We start from the raw sequence: 15821 nt of genomic DNA on the forward strand, positions 1-15821 counted from the left end.
GATCGGTACGGCGACATCCCGGGAGCGCGACCATGACGACGACCCTCAGACCCGCGGGCCCGGAGCGGCGCGCGCCCGACGGCGGTCGCGCCCGCGCCTTCACCGTCTGCGTCAACGGCCGCCCGGTCGGCGGTGTCGAGCTGAGCGCGGAACCGGGGCTCGGCCCCGGCACCGGGCGGATCGCGGCGCTGGCCGTCGACGAGCCGGACCGGCGGCGCGGGCGCGGCACCGTGGCCGCGCTGGCCGCCGAGGAGGTGCTGCGGCTGTGGGGCTGCGCGCGGGCTGAGGTCTCGGTCCCGGCCGCGGCCGAGTACGGGCTGCGGCTGGCCACCGCGCTCGGCTACGTCGAACGCGCCCGCGGCATGCTCAAGCCGCTGCGCGAGCCCGCCCCGCCGCACCCGCTGCCGCCCGGCAGCCGCACCCGCCCGCTGACCGCCGCCGAGTACGGGCCGTGGCGGGCGCACAGCGCGGAGGGGTTCATCGCCTCGCTGGTCGACCGCGGCATGCCGCGCGAGCAGGCGGCGGCCCGCGAGGCCGCCGCCTTCGACCACGTGCTGCCGCGCGGCCGGGACACTCCGGGCGCCGCGCTGTACGCCCTCGCGCACGACGGTGTGACCGTCGGCCGCGTGGCGCTGCGGCTGTACGACGAGGCCGACCGTGCCGCGCCCGCGTGGGTGCTGGCCGTCGAGGTCGACACCGCGCACCGGGGCCGCGGACACGGCCGTACGCTCATGCTCGCCGCCGAGAACGCCTGCCGGGAGGCCGGGGCCCCCGCCGTCGCACTCGACGTCTTCGCGGGCAACGCACCGGCGCTGCGGCTGTACGAGTCGCTGGGCTACGGCACGACGGTGCGGCACCTGACGAAGCCGCTGCTGTAGCCCGGACCCGAGCCCGGACGGTGCCCGCGTCCGACCCCGGACCCGTGCCCGCTGCCCGCGTCTGATCCCGACCCCGATGAGCCCGGTGCCGGTCTAGTCGCGGCCGGGGATCCGGCAGACCTGCCCGTCGTCGCCGGTGGCCGGGCCGGGGCCGGGGACGGCCGAGCCCGCCTCGGCCAGCAGGCGGTCGGCGATGGCGGTGATCCGCTCGCGCAGCCCGTCCTGGCTCTTGCCGCCGTCCAGACGCTCGCCGCCGATCACATACGTGGGCGTGCCGGTGACGCCGATGGCCTTGCCCTCCGCCTCGTCGGAGTCGACGACCAGCAGGTGGCGGCCGTCGATCAGCGCGGTGTCCACCTCGTCGGCGTCCAGGCCGAGATCGCGGGCCACCTCGACCAGCACCGCCTCACCGCGGCTGTCCAGTTCCTCGACCCTGGCCAGCACGGCCTCCGCGTACGGCCAGCCGCTGCCCTGCTCGTACGCCTCCTCGTACGCCTGCGCGGCGGCCAGGGCGTGCGCGTGCTTGGGCAGCGGGAAGTGCCTGAGCTGGATGTCGAGCGTGTCGCCGTACCGCTCGCGCAGCGCGCGGACGTCGTCCAGGGCGGTGCGGCAGTCCGGGCACTGGAGTTCGCACCAGACCTCGAGTACGGGGGGACGCGACACGGCGGGGGAGGGTTGATCCATGGTCCAAGTCTCCCACTCGGGGAGGAGGCACCCCCGAGATCCCCCTGAACCCGGCCCCCCACCGTGGCCTCGCGCGCCCGTGTCGAGGCAGGATGGGAGGACGCGACCTCGTGCGGGCCCTTGGCCGGACCTCACGGGGCCATCCGCAACTGCCGCAGGAGCCTCGGGATGCTGACCACCGCCCTATGCGCCGTCCTGTCCGCCGCGGGCCTGGCCATCGCCGTGCAGACCGCCTACCGCCGACGCTATCTGCGGGCCACCCGCATCGCCGCCGTGTCCCTGCTGCCGGTCGGCCTGGCCATGGCGGGGCTCGTGACCCTCGGCCGCAAGATCGGCACCGCCACCGGCGACTGGGCGGCCGACCTGATCTTCAAGCCCACCGTCTGGCTCGGCTTTGGCGTCATCGGCGTCTCCGTGCTGCTGTACGGCGTCACCCGGCTGATCGCCGCGCGCGTCGGACCCGAGGAGGGGCAGCAGCCCCCGGCGGCCGTGCCCGGCGCCTCCAGCCCCGCGCTGCCCGCCTCCTCCCGCCCGAGCACGAAACGGCGCGCCTCGGCGGACAGCGGTCTGTCCGACTTCGCCGATGTCGAGGAGATCCTCAAGCGGCGCGGTATCTGACCGGAAGGCGTGCACCGCACGGCCCTCTTCGAACGGGTGTGGGGGTCCGAAACACCCCTGGGAGTTGGCGTGTTGGGAGACGAGTGATCGTTCTCTGCGCGATCATCGGCCTGTGCTGCCCACCTCCGGGGATCGTCTCTCCCCTCCGCGGCCGGACCGTGCCGAATCCACTGTCGAGAACGTCGTTCCAGGCCCGCGCGCCGAGGGTCGTGAACCCGCCGCGAGGGCGGGGGAGGGAGAGCCGCAGGGGTGCCTGTACGCCCTCTCGCAGCCCCCGCTGATGCTGTTCCTGTGCGTGATCGGAGGGCTGCTCGGGGCAGGCGCGATCTACGACCTGCTGCTGCTCTGACGCCGCGGGCCGGGGGCGGACGCCCGCGGCGGCGTCCGCGGTCGGCTGTTCGTGCCGCCCGCGCTCAGGCGCTCGCCTCGCGCTGGCGGGCCCGGTAGGCCGCCACATGGAGCCGGTTGCCGCAGGTGCGGCTGTCGCAGTAGCGGCGTGAGCGGTTGCGGGACAGGTCGACGAAGGCCCGGCGGCAGTCGGGCGCGTCGCACCGCCGCAGCCGGTCGCGTTCCCCGGCGACGATGAGGAAGGCCAGCGCCATGCCGCAGTCCGCGGCGAGGTGGTCGGCCAGCGAGGCGCCCGGCGCGAAGTAGTGCACGTGCCAGTCGTAGCCGTCGTGGTCGGTCAGCCGCGGCGTGGTGCCCGCCTCGGCGACCATCGCGTTCAGCATGGTGGCGGCCGTCGCGTTGTCGGCGGCGCCGAAGACGGCGGTGAAGCGGGCGCGTACGGCGTGGACGGCGGTGAGGTCGCGCTCGTCGAGCCGTCCGACCTCGCTGACCTGGTTGCGCTCCACGAAGCCGCGGAGGTCCGCGACGTCCGCGAGCGATTCCCGGCCCTCGATCTGCGGCGCGGTGTTGACGAGGTCGACGACGCTGTCGAGCGCGCACCTGGTGTCATGGTTGATCAGCACGGAACTGCTCCCTGCCGGCGTGATCGGTCGGCTGCGTTCCGGTGACTCTAGCGCGCGAAAGCCGCCGCCGTGGGGGTGCAGGCCCCACGGAGACGGCTGTCGTGCGTGTCTCGTACGCGACGGGTGACGGTGTCGTGCGTGTCGCGGCGAGCGACGTCACGAGCGATGTCATGAGCGAAATCGCGTGCGAAGTCGTGTCGAGATGACAGGCGGCCGGGCCGGGCGCGAGCGTCCGGCTCCGCTGGTCGGGTCCGGGCGTCCCCCCGAGTAGGACGGCCGCGGACTGCGGTGACGGGCTGGGTCTCAGCTCTCCGCGAGGATGTGGGAGAGCTCGGTGTCGAGGTCGAAGTGACGATGCTCGGTGCCCGGCGGAACCGCGGCGTCCGTCCGCTTCAGGAAGGACTCCAGGGCCCGCGCCGGTGCTTCCAGCAGCGCTTCGCCCTCGGGGGAGCTGAGGGCGATGCAGACGACGCCCTGACCGTGGCTGCGGGACGGCCAGACTCTGACGTCTCCGGTGCCGGTGGGGCGGTGCAGCCCCTCGGCGAGCAGGTCGCGGGCGAACACCCATTCGACCGTCTCTTCGGCTCCGGTGTGGAAGGTGGCGTGCACGGCATACGGATCGGCCGTGTCGTACCGCAAGCCCGCGGGTACAGGCAGTGAGGATTCGCTCGACACAACGAGGCGCAGGTGCAGCTCGCAGCTGACCGTGGTGTTCATAAGCGCCAGGGCCTTTCGCTCAGTGTGCGCTCGGGGATTCGCACGTCGGCGAAATCGACATGCCACCTGCGAGGACGTTGTAAACCCCTCTGAGGGGTTTGTGAGGCTTCTGGTACCTCGTCCGGCCTAGTCCCGAGACGGGCCGATCAGCCATTTCGGTGACGAACGCCGGTCGGGTAAATTGTCGGTATGACTGCGGAGAGTGACGAGTTCGATGGAGCCGTGGCCAAGGATTCGCGGCTGGGGTCACGGGCCCCCGGCTTCATCAGGAAGTCACGGCTGCTGCACCAGTCCTGGCGGGTCGGCGTCTTCCTCGTCGGCCTCGCCGTCGTCGCGGGCGGAGTCGTCCTGCTCCCGCTGCCCGGCCCCGGCTGGGTGGTGATCTTCGGCGGCATGGCGATCTGGGCCACCGAGTTCGCCTGGGCCCAGCGCGTCCTGCGCTGGACCCGCCGCAAGGTCGCCGACGCCGCCAGGGCCGCCCTGGACCCCCGCGTACGGCGGCGCAATCTGCTGCTCACCACCGCCGCCGTGCTCGCCCTGGCCGGACTCGCCGGGTGCTACCTGTGGCAGTTCGGCCTCGACACGCCCTGGGCCGACAGCTAGGGCCCGCGCGCCCGTCGCGGGCCCTCGGGAGCCTGGTCCGAGGCCCCTCCCACGTGCGGTAAAGTTGTCCACGCGTCCGGGCGATTAGCTCAGCGGGAGAGCACTTCGTTCACACCGAAGGGGTCACTGGTTCGATCCCAGTATCGCCCACCGGATTCGAGGATCCCGGGGACCGGTTTCCACACCGCTCCCCGGGATCCTTTGCGTTCCCGCGCCGTACGCGGATTCGATCGCGCACACTTGCGGTATGGACTGGAGTCACTACCGATTCCGTAGGACGTGGCAGCTCGACGCGGACCCCGACGCCGTCTACCGGGTGCTGGAACGGCCCGACGACTACCCCGTCTGGTGGCCCCAGATCCGCGAGGTGCGGCAGACCGGCGACACCACCGGCATGCTGCGCTTCCGCTCCCTCCTCCCGTACGACCTCGTCGTCAGCGCCAGATCCGTCCGGCACGACCCGAGTACGCGGGTCCTGGAAGCCGCGATGACCGGCGACCTGGAGGGCTGGTTCCGCTGGACGATCACGCCGGGCGGCCTCCCGGGGACCCGCACCCGGCTGCTCTACGAACAGGAAGTCGTCGTCCGCAAGCCGTTGATGCGGCTGCTCGCCGTCCCCTGCCGCCCGCTCTTCCTCGCCAACCACGCGCTGATGATGCGCGGCGGACGCCACGGGCTGCTCGCGCGGCTCGCCGCCGACGCCGCGCATGTGGTTTGAACGGCGGGCCCGTCGCGCTGTATGGTTCGAGGCGTCCCGGGCGATTAGCTCAGCGGGAGAGCACTTCGTTCACACCGAAGGGGTCACTGGTTCGATCCCAGTATCGCCCACCGAGGCCCACCGGCCTCGAAGTACCGTGACGGCCCGCCGACATCAGTCGGCGGGCCGTTGTGCGTTCCGCGGCGGCCGTCGCGGAACGCCGGCCGGTGAGACCGTCAGGCGGCAGCGCCGGGCGCGGTGAACGCCGAGATGTCGTCGGTGGATTCACCGTCCAGCGCCAATTCGGCGAGGATGCGGCCGATGGCCGGGGTGAACTTGAAGGCGTGGCCCGCGCCGAGGGCGACGATGATGTCGGGGTACCGCGCGAGCGGGCTCAGCACGAATTCCCGGTCGGGCGTGATCGCGTACTGGCAGGTGACGGTGCGCAGCACGTGGCCGCTGGCGGGGATCGTGGCGCCCATGAACGCCGAGAGCTGGTCGAGCAGTTCGGCGGACGGCTCGAAGGTCCGGTCCTCGGGCGTCATCAGGTTGTTCGACACGTCGCGGGCGGCTTTGACGGTGGGTTCGCCGTAGGCGGGGAACCCGTAGAAGCAGTCGGTGTCCTCCCAGATCCACACCGGGAAGCGGTCGGGGTCGAACGCCTCGGCGTCGGCGGGCTTGAAGTACGTGACCTGCTCCTGCATCGTCTCCAGCGGTATCGCGGCGTCCAGCGGGGCGAGCAGCCGGTTCGTCCACGCGTCGGCCGCCAGGACCACCTTCCTCGCCCGCACGGGACCGGCCGCCGTCTCCAGTACGGTGCCCGCGCCGCCCGGCCTCAGCGCCGTCACGGGCGTGCGCGCCCGCAACTCGGCGCCGTGGGCCCGCGCCTGCATCTGGAGCGCGGCCACCGTACGGGAGGCGTTCACGATCCCGGTGTCGGGCGTGTAGACGGTCTCGACGTTCTCGGGGATGTCGAACTGCGGCCACCGCGCCCGGACCTGGTCCGGGTCCAGCAGCTCGTACGGGACGCCGACCTCGGTCAGGCTGCCGGTGAAGTCACCGGCGCTGTAGGGGCCGTCGGCGGGCAGGAAGATCACCCCGCCGGTCACCGTGACCAGCCGCTCGCCCGCGACCTTCTCGAAGTCCGCCCAGTCCTGGTACGCGGACGTGGCGAGCCGGACGTATCTGGTCGCGCCGTAGGACGTCCTGATGATGCGTGAGGTGTCGTGCGACGCGCCCCGTACGTGTCCGAGGTCGAACTGCTCGAACGCGACGGTGCGGACTCCGCGCTTGGCCAGGTGGTACGCGGCGGCGCTGCCGAGGGCGCCCAGGCCGACGACGGCCACGTCGAAGGTCTCCAGCGGGTTGCTCACGGTGCTTCCTTCCGGATTCGATGAGTTGTCATGACAGGACCTTCGCCAGGAAGGAACGGGTGCGTTCGTGCCGCGGACTGCCCAGCACCCGCTCGGGAGGGCCGCTCTCGACGACCACGCCGTCGTCGAGGAAGGCCACGGTGTGGGCGACCTCGCGGGCGAAGCCGATCTCGTGGGTGACCACGATCATGCTCATGCCGTCCGCGGCGAGACCCCGCATCACGTCGAGCACCTCGCCGACCAGCTCCGGGTCGAGCGCGGAGGTGGGCTCGTCGAACAGCATCAGCTTGGGGCGCATGGCGAGCGCCCGTGCGATCGCGACCCGCTGCTGCTGCCCGCCGGACAGCGCCCGCGGGTACGCGTCCGCCTTGTCGGCGAGCCCGACGCGGGTGAGCAGCGCCCGCGCGTGTTCGACGGCCGCCCCGCGCTTCTCCCGGCGGACCCGGAGCGGGGCCTCGATCAGGTTCTCCAGCACCGTCATGTGCGGGAAGAGGTTGAAGTGCTGGAAGACCATGCCGATCTCGCTGCGGCGCTTGGCGGTCTCCGCGTCGCCCAGTTCGTGCAGCCACCCGTTGTGCTCGCGGTAGCCGACCAGGTCGCCGGCGACGCTGATGCTGCCCGCGTCGATCTTCTCCAGATGGTTGACGCAGCGCAGGAACGTGCTCTTGCCCGACCCCGACGGGCCGATGAGACACAGCACCTCGCCCTCCGCGACCGTCAGGTCGATCCCCTGGACGACGCGATTGCCGCCGTAGGACTTGTGCACGCCCACGGCCTCGACCATCGGCCGGGTGGAGACGGCGGTCATGCGCGGCCTCCCTCGGTGCCGGCCGGGCCCGTCGGCGCGGCGGCCCTCGCCCTGCGCGGGACGATCCCGGCCCGCAGCGCCGCCAGCAGCGACGGCTCGGGGGAGTGGGTGTCACCGCGCTTGAAATGCCGTTCGAGGTAGAACTGGCCCGTGCTCAGCACGGTGGTCACCACGAGGTACCAGAGGCTGACGGTGATCAGCAGCGGGATCACCTCGTACGTCCGCGAGTAGATCTCCTGCACCCGGAAGAGGACCTCCGGGATCGCGATGACGCTGACCAGCGACGTCGTCTTGAGCATCGAGATCGTCTGGTTCCCCGTGGGCGGGATGATGACCCGCATGGCCTGGGGGAGCACGACGCGCCGGAAGATCTGGCCCCTGCGCATGCCCAGCGCCTGCGCGGCCTGCGTCTGGCCGGGGTCGACCGACTGGAGCCCGGCCCTGACGATCTCGGACATGTAGGCGCCCTCGTTCAGCCCGAGGCCGAGGATCGCCGCGACATACGGCGTGATCAGCGTGTTCGCCTCACCCGACACCAGCGTCGGGCCGAACGGGACGCCGAGCGACAGCACCGGGTACAGGGCGGCCAGGTTGAACCAGAAGATCAACTGCACCAGCAGCGGCGTGCCGCGGAAGAATCCGGCGTAGGCCAGCGCCGCGGCGGCGACGGACCGGTTCCTGGAATCACGGCAGACCGCGACCAGGACGCCGATGACGATTCCGACGACCATGGCGACGACGGTCAGGACGATCGTCGTGACAAGTCCGTGCACCACCTGCACATCGCGGAAATAGCTGAATACGACGTCCCACTGATAGCGGGGATTCGTGATCAGCGAATTGACGACGAGGGCCGCCAGGGAAATGATGACGAAGGTCGCGATCCACTGTCCGTAATGCCGGGTGCGCGCGACCTTGAGCACGCCGCCGTCCGGGCCGCCGGTTCTTTGCGCGAGCGAGGGCATTTCAGCGTTGGCCATCGGTGTGCACCTCTGACTTCGCGATCTCGCCCTGGTTCACTTTCCACTTGGCAAGGATCTTGCCGTACGTGCCGTCGGATATCAGATTGTTCATCGCGGCGGCGACCGCGGGCGCCAGGGCGGAGCCCTTCGGGAGCGCGTAGCCCCATGTGGTCGGCAGGTAGTTGGCGTTCAGCACGTCGAGCCGGCCGTTGGACTGCCCGGCGATGTAGGACAGCGGGCCGTAGTCGGACATGCTGGCGTCCGCGCGGCGGCTGCTGACCGCGAGCGTGGCGTCGGCCTGGGCGGGGAACACCGAGACGGTGATGGCGGGCTTGCCCGCACGCACGCAGTCCCGGTCGAACGTCGGCATGTAGTTCTCGGCGTAGATGCTGCCCTTCATGACGGCGATGGTGTGTCCGCACATCGTGGCGAGGGTCAGCTTCTCGGGGTTGCCCGCCTCCACGATCAGCGAGGTGCCGCCGGAGTACTCGCTGACGAAGTCGACCTGCTTCAGCCGGGCGGGCGTGATGCTGAGCGCCGCGGCGACCATGTCGTAGCGCTTGGTCTGGAGGCCGGGGATCATCGCGTCGAACTTGACGTCGGCGAACCTCACCTTCAGCCCCAGCACGTCGGCGACGGCCCGCAGAAGCTCGGGTTCCGCGCCTGCCAGGGTCTTGCCGTCCTCGGCGAGCAGCAAGAACGGCGGATAGCCGGGCCCGCTCGCCACGTCGATCCCGCCCTTTCCCGCGATGTCCGAAGGAACCAGTCGCGCGACGCTCTTGTCGTACGTCCCCCGGATAAAATCCTCGCCCACGGAATCGGCGGTCGCGGTGGCATGCGAGGTGCAACCGGCGAGGACGCCGACGGTCAAGGCGAATCCGGCCACTGCTGTCACGGCTGTCGCCGGTCTACCAGTAAGGTGTTTGCTGAACACGTGAGTCGGGCTCCTTGCGGCAGTCGGGAACAACATGCGAGGACCGATACGCCGTTTTCGGTTCTGTGGAAAAGGGAAATCCGGCGGTGCTCAAAACGAGTTGGCTCACTATAAGCACCGCGGAAGTGCTGTCACGCCGCACGATGCGTTTCCGGCAAACCGCGGCACGGCGAATTGACGGTTCTGCGCGAACGCCCTGGCCGGGCGGTCGCCGCGGCGGCGCACCACCGGGCGCGCGGGCGGGCCACTGCTACGGTGCGGGGAACGCACGTCGCCCCGGCCACGACGGAAGGCCCACGCGACACGGATCGTCGAGGACCCGGTGATGACGACACATGTGTTGTCGGGACTGAACGCGGTGCAGCAGGTCGGCAATCGTCCCGACCCCACCCTGCCGATGCCGGTCGGGGAGATCGCCGGACGGTTGGGCACGGTGCTGAGCAGCGCTTCCCGGCTCTGTGGTGAACTGGCGGAACTCGAACTGCTGGAGCGCGGGAGCGCGTACGGGACCTACCGCATCGGACGGCGGGCCATCGAGCTCTCCGGCCGCGCGGCGGCCCCGTTCGCCAGGTCCGTCCGGTCCGCGCTGACGCTCGTCGCGACGCTCACCGGCGAGACCGCGTGCCTGGCCGCACCGACGGCGCAGGGCATGCGGGTGGTCGCCTCGGTCGAGTCGGTGTGGCCCCTGCGCGCGCACGCCAAGGTGGGCGAGTCGGTCGACGACGCCCGGCGCGCGATCGTGCGCGCGGCGCGCCTCGAAGACACCGACGGCCCGTCGCGGGCGCTCCGCGCCGAGTCGACCATCGGCATGGGCGTGGAGATCGCCGTGCCGGTCATGAGCCCCGTCGGCGAATGCGTCGCCGTACTGGCGGCCCGGCTGCCGGTCAGCCGCGCCGCCAAGGTCGTACCGCGGGCGCGCCGTGTGCTCGACGAGGCGCGGCGGCTGCTCGAACGCACGGTGGACGACGAACTGGACCGGCCGAACATCGCGGCCGGAGGTCCGCTCGGCCGCGACGGCAGCCCGCTGGGCCTTGAGGCGGCACTGCGGATCGTGTGGCATCTGTCCGCGGGGCGCGACTCGTTGGCCGGTATCGCGACCGGGACGGGGCTGCGGCCCGACCGGGTCCGCCGCCTGCTGGAGTCGTGCGGCCGGGCGGGAGTCGTCCGCAGGAGCAAGGACGGCGCGCGGTTCGAGGCGAGCTGGGCGGTGCACGGCTGGCATCGCGCCGCGACCCTGCCGATGATCCTCGAAAAGGGCCGGCCGCTCGTGGCCGAAGCGGCGGCGACGACCGGGGTGTGCGCGTTCATCACCGTGCTGAACGGGATGCACAGCCTCACGCTCGTCGAAGAACTCCAGAGCGTCGGCGAGGGGTTGAGCATGACGCCGTGGCTCGGGCGCCTCGCCCCCATCATCGGCTCCGACGGCGGACCGACCCTGGCCTCGGACTTCGAGGCCGACGAGCTGCGCCGGGTCCTGCCGAACAGGCACCCGCCGGAGCAGGTCGAGAAGTTCCTGCGGCGCTTCGCCCGCGCCGGGCGCGACGGCGTGCTGTCGATGAAGTCCATCGACGAACTGGGGATCATCTCCATCTCCGCGCCGGTACGCGACTCCAGCAACTCGGTCGCCGCCGCGGCCTGCCTGGTCGGCTCGACCGACAGCATCAGGCCGCGGACACGGGAACTGGAGGGCGTCGCACGGCGGTTGGGCGCCCGCGTGTCGCGGCTGATCGGCGCCCCCGAGGACGCGCCCGGCCCGTAGGCACGCCGTCGCCGGAAACGCCCGACCGCGGCCGGGCGGGTCCGACGCGGGGGCGGCCCCTCAGACCGACCGGTGCGTGAGTGTGCCGCCGACCATCGTGGTCAGCACCGGCATGGTCCGCAGCGCGGCGCGGTCGAACGCGCGCGGGTCCCCGCCGATGACCACGAGGTCGGCGACGTCGCCGACGGACACCGGGCCCCGGCCCGCGCCGGCCGCCGCGAACGCCACCTCCAGCGGGACGCTCTGCTCGGGGTGCCACGCGGGCCGGTCGTCGTCGGTGCGGAAGACCGCGTCGGCGATGGCCAGCCTCGGGTCCAGCGGGCTGACCGGCGCGTCGGAGCCCAGCTCAAGCCGGGCACCGGCGGCGTGCAGGGAGCGGAAGGCGTAGGCCCGGTCGGTGCGGCCCGGCCAGTGCAGGTCGGCCACGTCCCGGTCGGTCACGGCGTGCTGCGGCTGGACCGACGCGACCACGCCGAGCCGGGCGAAGCGCGGCATGTCCCGCTCGCTCACCAGTTGGGCGTGCTCGATCCTGCCGGGGCACCCGACCCGCTCGAACGCGTCGAGCACCGCGGAGTTCGCCCGGTCGCCGATCGCGTGCACCGCGGGTTCGAGCCCGGCCGCCCAGGCCCTGCCCATCAGCTCGACCAGCTCGTCGAGCGGTACCAGCGACAGCCCGCACGCGTCACCGGCCCCGGCCGGGTGCGGATACGGATCGACGCACCACGCCGTCCTCGTGTTGAGCGACCCGTCGCTGACGATCTTGTACGGCCCGACCCGCACCCGCCCGTGGGTCCCCGCGACGACCTGCCCCGTACGGAGCCCCGCGGCGATGGCGCCGTCCAGCCACGGCGTCCAGACGCCGGCCAGCACCCTCACCGGCACCGCGCCGGACCGGGACCGGCGGCGCCACGCCTCGACGTTGTCCGCGTAGGCGAGGTCGGTCAGGCCGGTGACGCCCAGCGCGGGCAGCGCGGCGACGGACTCCCCGACCCAGGCGTCGAGTTCCTCGGGCGGCACCATCGCCGCCAGCCGCGCCTTGGTCTCGATCGACGCCGTCTCCCGCAGCACCCCCGTGGGGTGCCCGCGCAGGCCGACCAGGTCGAGCGCGGCGCTGCTCAGCCACGTGGTGTGCAGGTCGATGGTGCTGACGGCCACCGCCGCGTCGCCCACCAGCTCGTCCAGGACACGCTTGTGCGGAGCCTCCTCCCACAGCGCGGGCACGATGCCCTGACCCCAGACGATCCCGGTACGGTGCGCCGCGCGCATGCCGTCCCGCATCATGACCGCGGCCTCGCGCGGGCTCCGCGCGGCGCCGAGATCGACGGCGCGCAGATTCCGTACCCACTGCTCGATGTGCACATGGCCGTCGACGAAACCGGGGACGAGGGTGGCGTCGGCGAACGCGATCACCTCGGTGTCCGGCTCGGGCGGGACGCCGCCGACGGCGCCGATCGCCGTGACGCGCCCGTCGCGGACCAGGACGTCGCGAGGTGGGCCGCCGAGGCCGACGCGGACGTGGGCGAGCAGGGTTGATGTCATCTGATTCCTCCGTTCCGCCCCGAACGGTAGAAGGCGCGGGCGCCCCCGCCGTTGTCGTCACGCCACGGGCCCGACCCCGCGGCTTGTCGGTCCCCACAAGGGCCTCAGCCGCGTGCGCCCCGGGGGCCGCGCACGGCGTTGCGCAGTTGGAGCCACGTCACGAGCGTGTCGTCGCCCGCGTCCAGGGCGACCCCGAACATCTCGGTCAGCCTGCGGACCCGGTAGCGGGCGGTGTTCTCGTGGACGCCGAGGGCGCGGGCGGTCGCGGCGACGCTCCCGGCGGACCCCAGATACGCCAGCAGCGTCCCGGCGTAGTCGGTGCCCTGGTCCGCGTCGTGGCGCAGGACGGCGCGCACGGCGGGCAGCCGCAGCACGTCCTCGTCGATCGGCGCCCCGGACCGCAGACAGGCGAGGACGACCTGAGGGCGCACGTCGTGCAGGGTGGCGACACCGCCGTGGGGCGGGTCGGCGCGCGGGTCGAGCAGCGTGTCCACGACCCGCCGGGCGAGCGGCCGGGACCCGGCGACGGCCGCGAGGCCGTCGACGACGGCGCCGAAGCCGACGACCAGTTCCACCCCGGCGGACCTGCGGGCCGCCGTCACCAGGTCCGTGCCCAGCCTGCGCAGCCGCGCGGCCAGCCGCGCCTGGCCCCGGTCGTCCTGGGGCGGGTCGAGCACGGGCAGCAGCAGGACGACGTCGCCCGCCTCCAGCACGGCCGCCGACTCCGGGTGCCAGTGCTCACCGTGCAGCGTGATCAGGTCGCGGACGCGGGCGGCGTCGGCGGCCCGCAGCTCACTGGCGACCGGCCGTACCGTCGCGAGGACGAACGAGGCACGCGCGGGCAGCGCCAGCGCCGCGGCGGCGCTCGCCGCGTCCAGCGAGGAGGCCAGCAGACCGCGGAGCGCGTCGCCGCGCCGCTCCCGCTCGGGGCTGACCGCCTCCCGCGACCGCAGCAGGTGCAAGGCGACGCTGCGGGCGGCGTCCAGCAGCGCGCGTTCCGCGTCGTCCACCAGCTTCGGCCGGTCCGCCAGGACGAAGATGACGCCGAGCACCTGGTGCCCCGCCCGTACGGCGACGGCCATCCGGTCGGCGTACTCCGGACCCGAACTGGCGAACCGCACCGGGCCCTGCGCGGCGATCACGGCCTGGTACTTCCCCGCGTCGCCAGGCCGTTCCGGTGTCCGGCGGCCGAGGATCGCCAACCGCCGGATCTCGTCGATCTCCTGGTCCGGCAGGTTGGAGTACGCCAGGATCCGGCCGTCGACCTCCTCGATCGTGACCGGCCCGCCCAGCGACGCCGCGATCGCGTTGGCCAGGCCGAACAGGTCGCCGATGCCGCCCGCCTCCCCGGGGACGGCGGCCCGAGCGGCACCGGCCGCGGTGACGAACGCGTCCAGGCGCCGCCAGGCCATCTCGTCGGGCGTGCACAGCAGGGCGATGTCCGCCTCGCGGGCGGCCTCGACGGCCCGGCCCAGATCCCGGCCCCACGCCTTCACCACGACCGCGCTCGCGCCCGCGGCGGCGGCCTGCCGTATCCGATCGGTCACCTCGGCGGGATCGGAGCTGCCCCCGGTGAGCAGTACGACAGCCCCCGCCACGTCGTGGATCGGCTCGTCGGGACCGTGGACCACGGGCTCGCCCGCGGGCCGGGCCAACCGCGCCCGGTCACCGCCGACAAGCCGCAGCGTGTGCGGTCCCAGGCTCTCCAGCAGGTCGCGCAGCGTGCCCACGGCCGCCGAGGACGCGGCGGCGGGGGTCACCGACCGCGCGACGCCCTCGCCAGTGTCCATCACCCCAGGCTATCGGCCCTCTTTGTGGCTGAGCACAAGTCGGCGCCGCCGAGTGCGTGGGCAACTCCAGGGCGGCGCCGGGGCCGTCCTGGAGACGATGCCACCGCGCCCCCGGCGCACAAGTGGCCCGGTTCCGGGGCCGAGACCGACGTCTTCGAGGAGACCGCGTGCCGACAGGAGATCGCGTACCGACAGAAGATTCCGGGCCGACGCGATACGCGGCCCCGCGCGGCGGTCCCCTGGCGGGCACCGTCGTGATCGACTGCACGTCGGTGGTGATGGGGCCGTACGCGACCTCGCTGCTGGCCGACCTCGGCGCCGAGGTCGTCAAGGTCGAGCCGCCGGGCGGCGACATCGGGCGCAGGATCGGGCCGACGGCGGCCGACGGTCTCTCGGCCCTGTCGCTCCGGCTGCTGCGCAACAAGACCTCCGTGGTGCTCGACCTGGCGACGGGGGAGGACCGACGCCGCTTCACCGACCTGGTGGCCGGGGCCGACGCGGTGGTGACCAACATCCTGCCGAGCGCCCGCGAACGGCTCGGCCTCGACTACGACGCGCTCGCGCGGGTCCGTCCCGACATCGTGCTCTGCACCGGACAGGCGTACAGCTCCCGCTCCGGCCTGCGTGACGTCTCCGGCTACGACGACACGGTCCAGGCGCTGTCCGGCATGGCCGACAGCTACCGCCTGCGCGGCGGCGAACCGGCGTACTCGCCGTCGATCACGGCCGACAAGACCTGCGGCCTCCTGATGGCGCTCGCGACGGTCTCGGCCCTGTACAGCCGCCTGCGCGACGGCCACGGGCAGTGGGTGGACGTGCCGATGGTCGACAACATGGCCGCGTTCAACCTCGTCGAGCACCTCGCGGGCCACACCTTCGACCCGCCGTGCGGCGACATCGGGTGGGCGCGGTCGCTGGCACCCGCCCGGCGCCCGCATCCGGCCCGCGACGGCTGGGTCTGCGTCATGCCGTACACCGACGCCGACTGGCGGCGCTTCCTCGTGCTCGCCGGGCGCGACGACCTGCTGGACGACCCCCGGTTCGCCACCGCGGGACAGCGCGGCGGCCGGTCGGACGAGGTCCAGGCGGTCATCGCGGACTACGTGTCCGGCCGGACCGTCGCGCGGATCGTGTCGGCGTGCCGGACCGCGAGGATCGCCTGCGCGCCCGTACGCACCCTGGAGTCCCTGGCCGACGACGACTATCTGCGCGAGCGGCGCACCGTGGAGACCCTGGAGCATCCGGCGGTCGGCCGCTACCGGAACGTGCGGCTGCCGCTGGACTTCAGCCGGACACCGCTCGGTGACGACGCCCCGGCACCGCCGCTCGGCGGCCGTCCCCAGGGCCGTCCTCAGGACCGGCCCCAGGGATGAGGACCGCGATGCGGCCGGTCGTCGGGGCTCACGGCACCTCGCGCCGCCACCCCCGCGGGTTATCGCTTCGCGGGCAGCCCTCGCGGCTCGGTACGATTCAGCGGTGCGGCGCCCG

General features: G+C 72.8%; 16 protein-coding genes and 2 tRNA genes. 9 read left to right on the forward strand and 9 right to left on the reverse strand.

Annotation, left to right across the window (positions count from 1 at the left end; all coding sequences use genetic code 11):
• Positions 1-32 precede the first annotated feature (32 nt).
• Positions 33-878 (forward strand): GNAT family N-acetyltransferase, encoded by an 846-nt coding sequence (locus ACIP4Z_RS12430; RefSeq protein ID WP_401307050.1) that lies wholly within the window; start codon positions 33-35, stop codon positions 876-878.
• 93 nt (positions 879-971) lie between these two features.
• Here the strand turns inward: ACIP4Z_RS12430 and ACIP4Z_RS12435 are convergent, their stop codons facing one another.
• A complete protein-coding gene (locus ACIP4Z_RS12435) occupies positions 972-1562 on the reverse strand; it encodes a DsbA family protein (protein WP_391046552.1) in 591 nt (196 codons plus the stop codon).
• 168 nt (positions 1563-1730) lie between these two features.
• Here ACIP4Z_RS12435 and ACIP4Z_RS12440 point away from each other — a divergent pair, with 168 nt between their 5' ends.
• Both ACIP4Z_RS12440 and ACIP4Z_RS12445 read left to right on the forward strand, forming a co-directional pair.
• Positions 1731-2180 carry a hypothetical protein gene (locus ACIP4Z_RS12440; protein WP_391046554.1) on the forward strand — a complete coding sequence of 150 codons (450 nt, stop codon included), beginning with the start codon at positions 1731-1733 and terminating at the stop codon, positions 2178-2180.
• 112 nt (positions 2181-2292) lie between these two features.
• The gene (locus tag ACIP4Z_RS12445) at positions 2293-2529 is read left to right on the forward strand and encodes a hypothetical protein (RefSeq protein WP_355332579.1); all 237 of its coding nucleotides are present in this window, start codon (positions 2293-2295) and stop codon (positions 2527-2529) included.
• Positions 2530-2593: 64 nt separating this feature from the next.
• Here the strand turns inward: ACIP4Z_RS12445 and ACIP4Z_RS12450 are convergent, their stop codons facing one another.
• Positions 2594-3151, reverse strand: a complete 558-nt coding sequence (locus tag ACIP4Z_RS12450; RefSeq protein ID WP_355332576.1) for a CGNR zinc finger domain-containing protein — start codon at positions 3149-3151, stop codon at positions 2594-2596.
• Positions 3152-3454: 303 nt separating this feature from the next.
• Entirely contained in the window at positions 3455-3868 is a 414-nt protein-coding gene (locus ACIP4Z_RS12455) for an SsgA family sporulation/cell division regulator (protein WP_003959770.1), read from the reverse strand.
• A 189-nt stretch (positions 3869-4057) separates the two neighbouring features.
• Between ACIP4Z_RS12455 and ACIP4Z_RS12460 the strand changes: the two genes are divergently transcribed.
• From ACIP4Z_RS12460 to ACIP4Z_RS12475, 4 genes are all read left to right on the forward strand, one after another.
• Positions 4058-4471, forward strand: coding sequence for a TIGR02611 family protein (locus ACIP4Z_RS12460; RefSeq protein ID WP_391160845.1), 414 nt, complete (start codon positions 4058-4060; stop codon positions 4469-4471).
• A gap of 78 nt (positions 4472-4549) precedes the next feature.
• Positions 4550-4621 (forward strand) — tRNA-Val (locus tag ACIP4Z_RS12465).
• A 97-nt stretch (positions 4622-4718) separates the two neighbouring features.
• Positions 4719-5189: an SRPBCC family protein gene (locus ACIP4Z_RS12470; protein ID WP_355332571.1), complete on the forward strand. Its 471-nt coding sequence runs from the start codon at positions 4719-4721 to the stop codon at positions 5187-5189.
• A gap of 38 nt (positions 5190-5227) precedes the next feature.
• A tRNA-Val gene (locus ACIP4Z_RS12475) sits at positions 5228-5299 on the forward strand.
• Positions 5300-5404: 105 nt separating this feature from the next.
• Here ACIP4Z_RS12475 and solA read toward each other — a convergent pair.
• The 4 genes from solA to ACIP4Z_RS12495 are packed head-to-tail and all read right to left on the reverse strand — an operon-like array spanning position 5405 to position 9206.
• Complete coding sequence (gene solA, locus ACIP4Z_RS12480) at positions 5405-6541, reverse strand: N-methyl-L-tryptophan oxidase (RefSeq protein WP_401307056.1); 1137 nt, start codon at positions 6539-6541, stop codon at positions 5405-5407.
• 28 nt (positions 6542-6569) lie between these two features.
• Positions 6570-7325 (reverse strand): amino acid ABC transporter ATP-binding protein, encoded by a 756-nt coding sequence (locus ACIP4Z_RS12485; protein WP_401307301.1) that lies wholly within the window; start codon positions 7323-7325, stop codon positions 6570-6572.
• Positions 7326-7345: 20 nt separating this feature from the next.
• On the reverse strand, positions 7346-8329 hold the full coding sequence (locus tag ACIP4Z_RS12490) for an amino acid ABC transporter permease (protein WP_401307059.1): 984 nt from the start codon (positions 8327-8329) through the stop codon (positions 7346-7348).
• On the reverse strand, positions 8316-9206 hold the full coding sequence (locus ACIP4Z_RS12495; protein WP_401307061.1) for an ABC transporter substrate-binding protein: 891 nt from the start codon (positions 9204-9206) through the stop codon (positions 8316-8318). The genes ACIP4Z_RS12490 and ACIP4Z_RS12495 overlap by 14 nt, the downstream gene beginning before the upstream one ends.
• 364 nt (positions 9207-9570) lie before the next feature.
• Here ACIP4Z_RS12495 and ACIP4Z_RS12500 point away from each other — a divergent pair, with 364 nt between their 5' ends.
• Positions 9571-11004, forward strand: a complete 1434-nt coding sequence (locus ACIP4Z_RS12500) for a hypothetical protein (protein WP_401307064.1) — start codon at positions 9571-9573, stop codon at positions 11002-11004.
• A 60-nt stretch (positions 11005-11064) separates the two neighbouring features.
• Here ACIP4Z_RS12500 and ACIP4Z_RS12505 read toward each other — a convergent pair whose 3' ends face one another.
• Together ACIP4Z_RS12505 and ACIP4Z_RS12510 are read right to left on the reverse strand one after the other, a co-directional pair.
• Positions 11065-12543, reverse strand: a complete 1479-nt coding sequence (locus tag ACIP4Z_RS12505) for an amidohydrolase (protein WP_401307066.1) — start codon at positions 12541-12543, stop codon at positions 11065-11067.
• A gap of 104 nt (positions 12544-12647) precedes the next feature.
• Positions 12648-14333: a PucR family transcriptional regulator gene (locus tag ACIP4Z_RS12510; RefSeq protein WP_401307069.1), complete on the reverse strand. Its 1686-nt coding sequence runs from the start codon at positions 14331-14333 to the stop codon at positions 12648-12650.
• Between the two features lie 167 nt (positions 14334-14500).
• Here ACIP4Z_RS12510 and ACIP4Z_RS12515 point away from each other — a divergent pair, with 167 nt between their 5' ends.
• Positions 14501-15706, forward strand: a complete 1206-nt coding sequence (locus ACIP4Z_RS12515; RefSeq protein ID WP_401307072.1) for a CaiB/BaiF CoA transferase family protein — start codon at positions 14501-14503, stop codon at positions 15704-15706.
• Positions 15707-15821 lie beyond the last annotated feature (115 nt).

The organism is Streptomyces sp. NPDC088910 (assembly GCF_044749865.1).
In the GTDB taxonomy this organism is placed as follows: domain Bacteria; phylum Actinomycetota; class Actinomycetes; order Streptomycetales; family Streptomycetaceae; genus Actinacidiphila.

What these genes read in the sequence shown, in the direction of transcription:
- ACIP4Z_RS12500 (WP_401307064.1), top strand. Translation starts at nt 9,571, where the DNA reads ATGACGACACATGTGTTGTCGGGACTGAACGCGGTGCAGCAGGTCGGC.
- ACIP4Z_RS12440 (WP_391046554.1), top strand. Translation starts at nt 1,731, where the DNA reads ATGCTGACCACCGCCCTATGCGCCGTCCTGTCCGCCGCGGGCCTGGCC.
- ACIP4Z_RS12505 (WP_401307066.1), bottom strand. Translation starts at nt 12,543, where the DNA reads ATGACATCAACCCTGCTCGCCCACGTCCGCGTCGGCCTCGGCGGCCCA.
- ACIP4Z_RS12460 (WP_391160845.1), top strand. Translation starts at nt 4,058, where the DNA reads ATGACTGCGGAGAGTGACGAGTTCGATGGAGCCGTGGCCAAGGATTCG.
- ACIP4Z_RS12455 (WP_003959770.1), bottom strand. Translation starts at nt 3,868, where the DNA reads ATGAACACCACGGTCAGCTGCGAGCTGCACCTGCGCCTCGTTGTGTCG.
- ACIP4Z_RS12435 (WP_391046552.1), bottom strand. Translation starts at nt 1,562, where the DNA reads ATGGATCAACCCTCCCCCGCCGTGTCGCGTCCCCCCGTACTCGAGGTC.
- ACIP4Z_RS12430 (WP_401307050.1), top strand. Translation starts at nt 33, where the DNA reads ATGACGACGACCCTCAGACCCGCGGGCCCGGAGCGGCGCGCGCCCGAC.
- ACIP4Z_RS12485 (WP_401307301.1), bottom strand. Translation starts at nt 7,325, where the DNA reads ATGGTCGAGGCCGTGGGCGTGCACAAGTCCTACGGCGGCAATCGCGTC.
- ACIP4Z_RS12510 (WP_401307069.1), bottom strand. Translation starts at nt 14,333, where the DNA reads ATGGACACTGGCGAGGGCGTCGCGCGGTCGGTGACCCCCGCCGCCGCG.
- ACIP4Z_RS12490 (WP_401307059.1), bottom strand. Translation starts at nt 8,329, where the DNA reads ATGGCCAACGCTGAAATGCCCTCGCTCGCGCAAAGAACCGGCGGCCCG.
- ACIP4Z_RS12470 (WP_355332571.1), top strand. Translation starts at nt 4,719, where the DNA reads ATGGACTGGAGTCACTACCGATTCCGTAGGACGTGGCAGCTCGACGCG.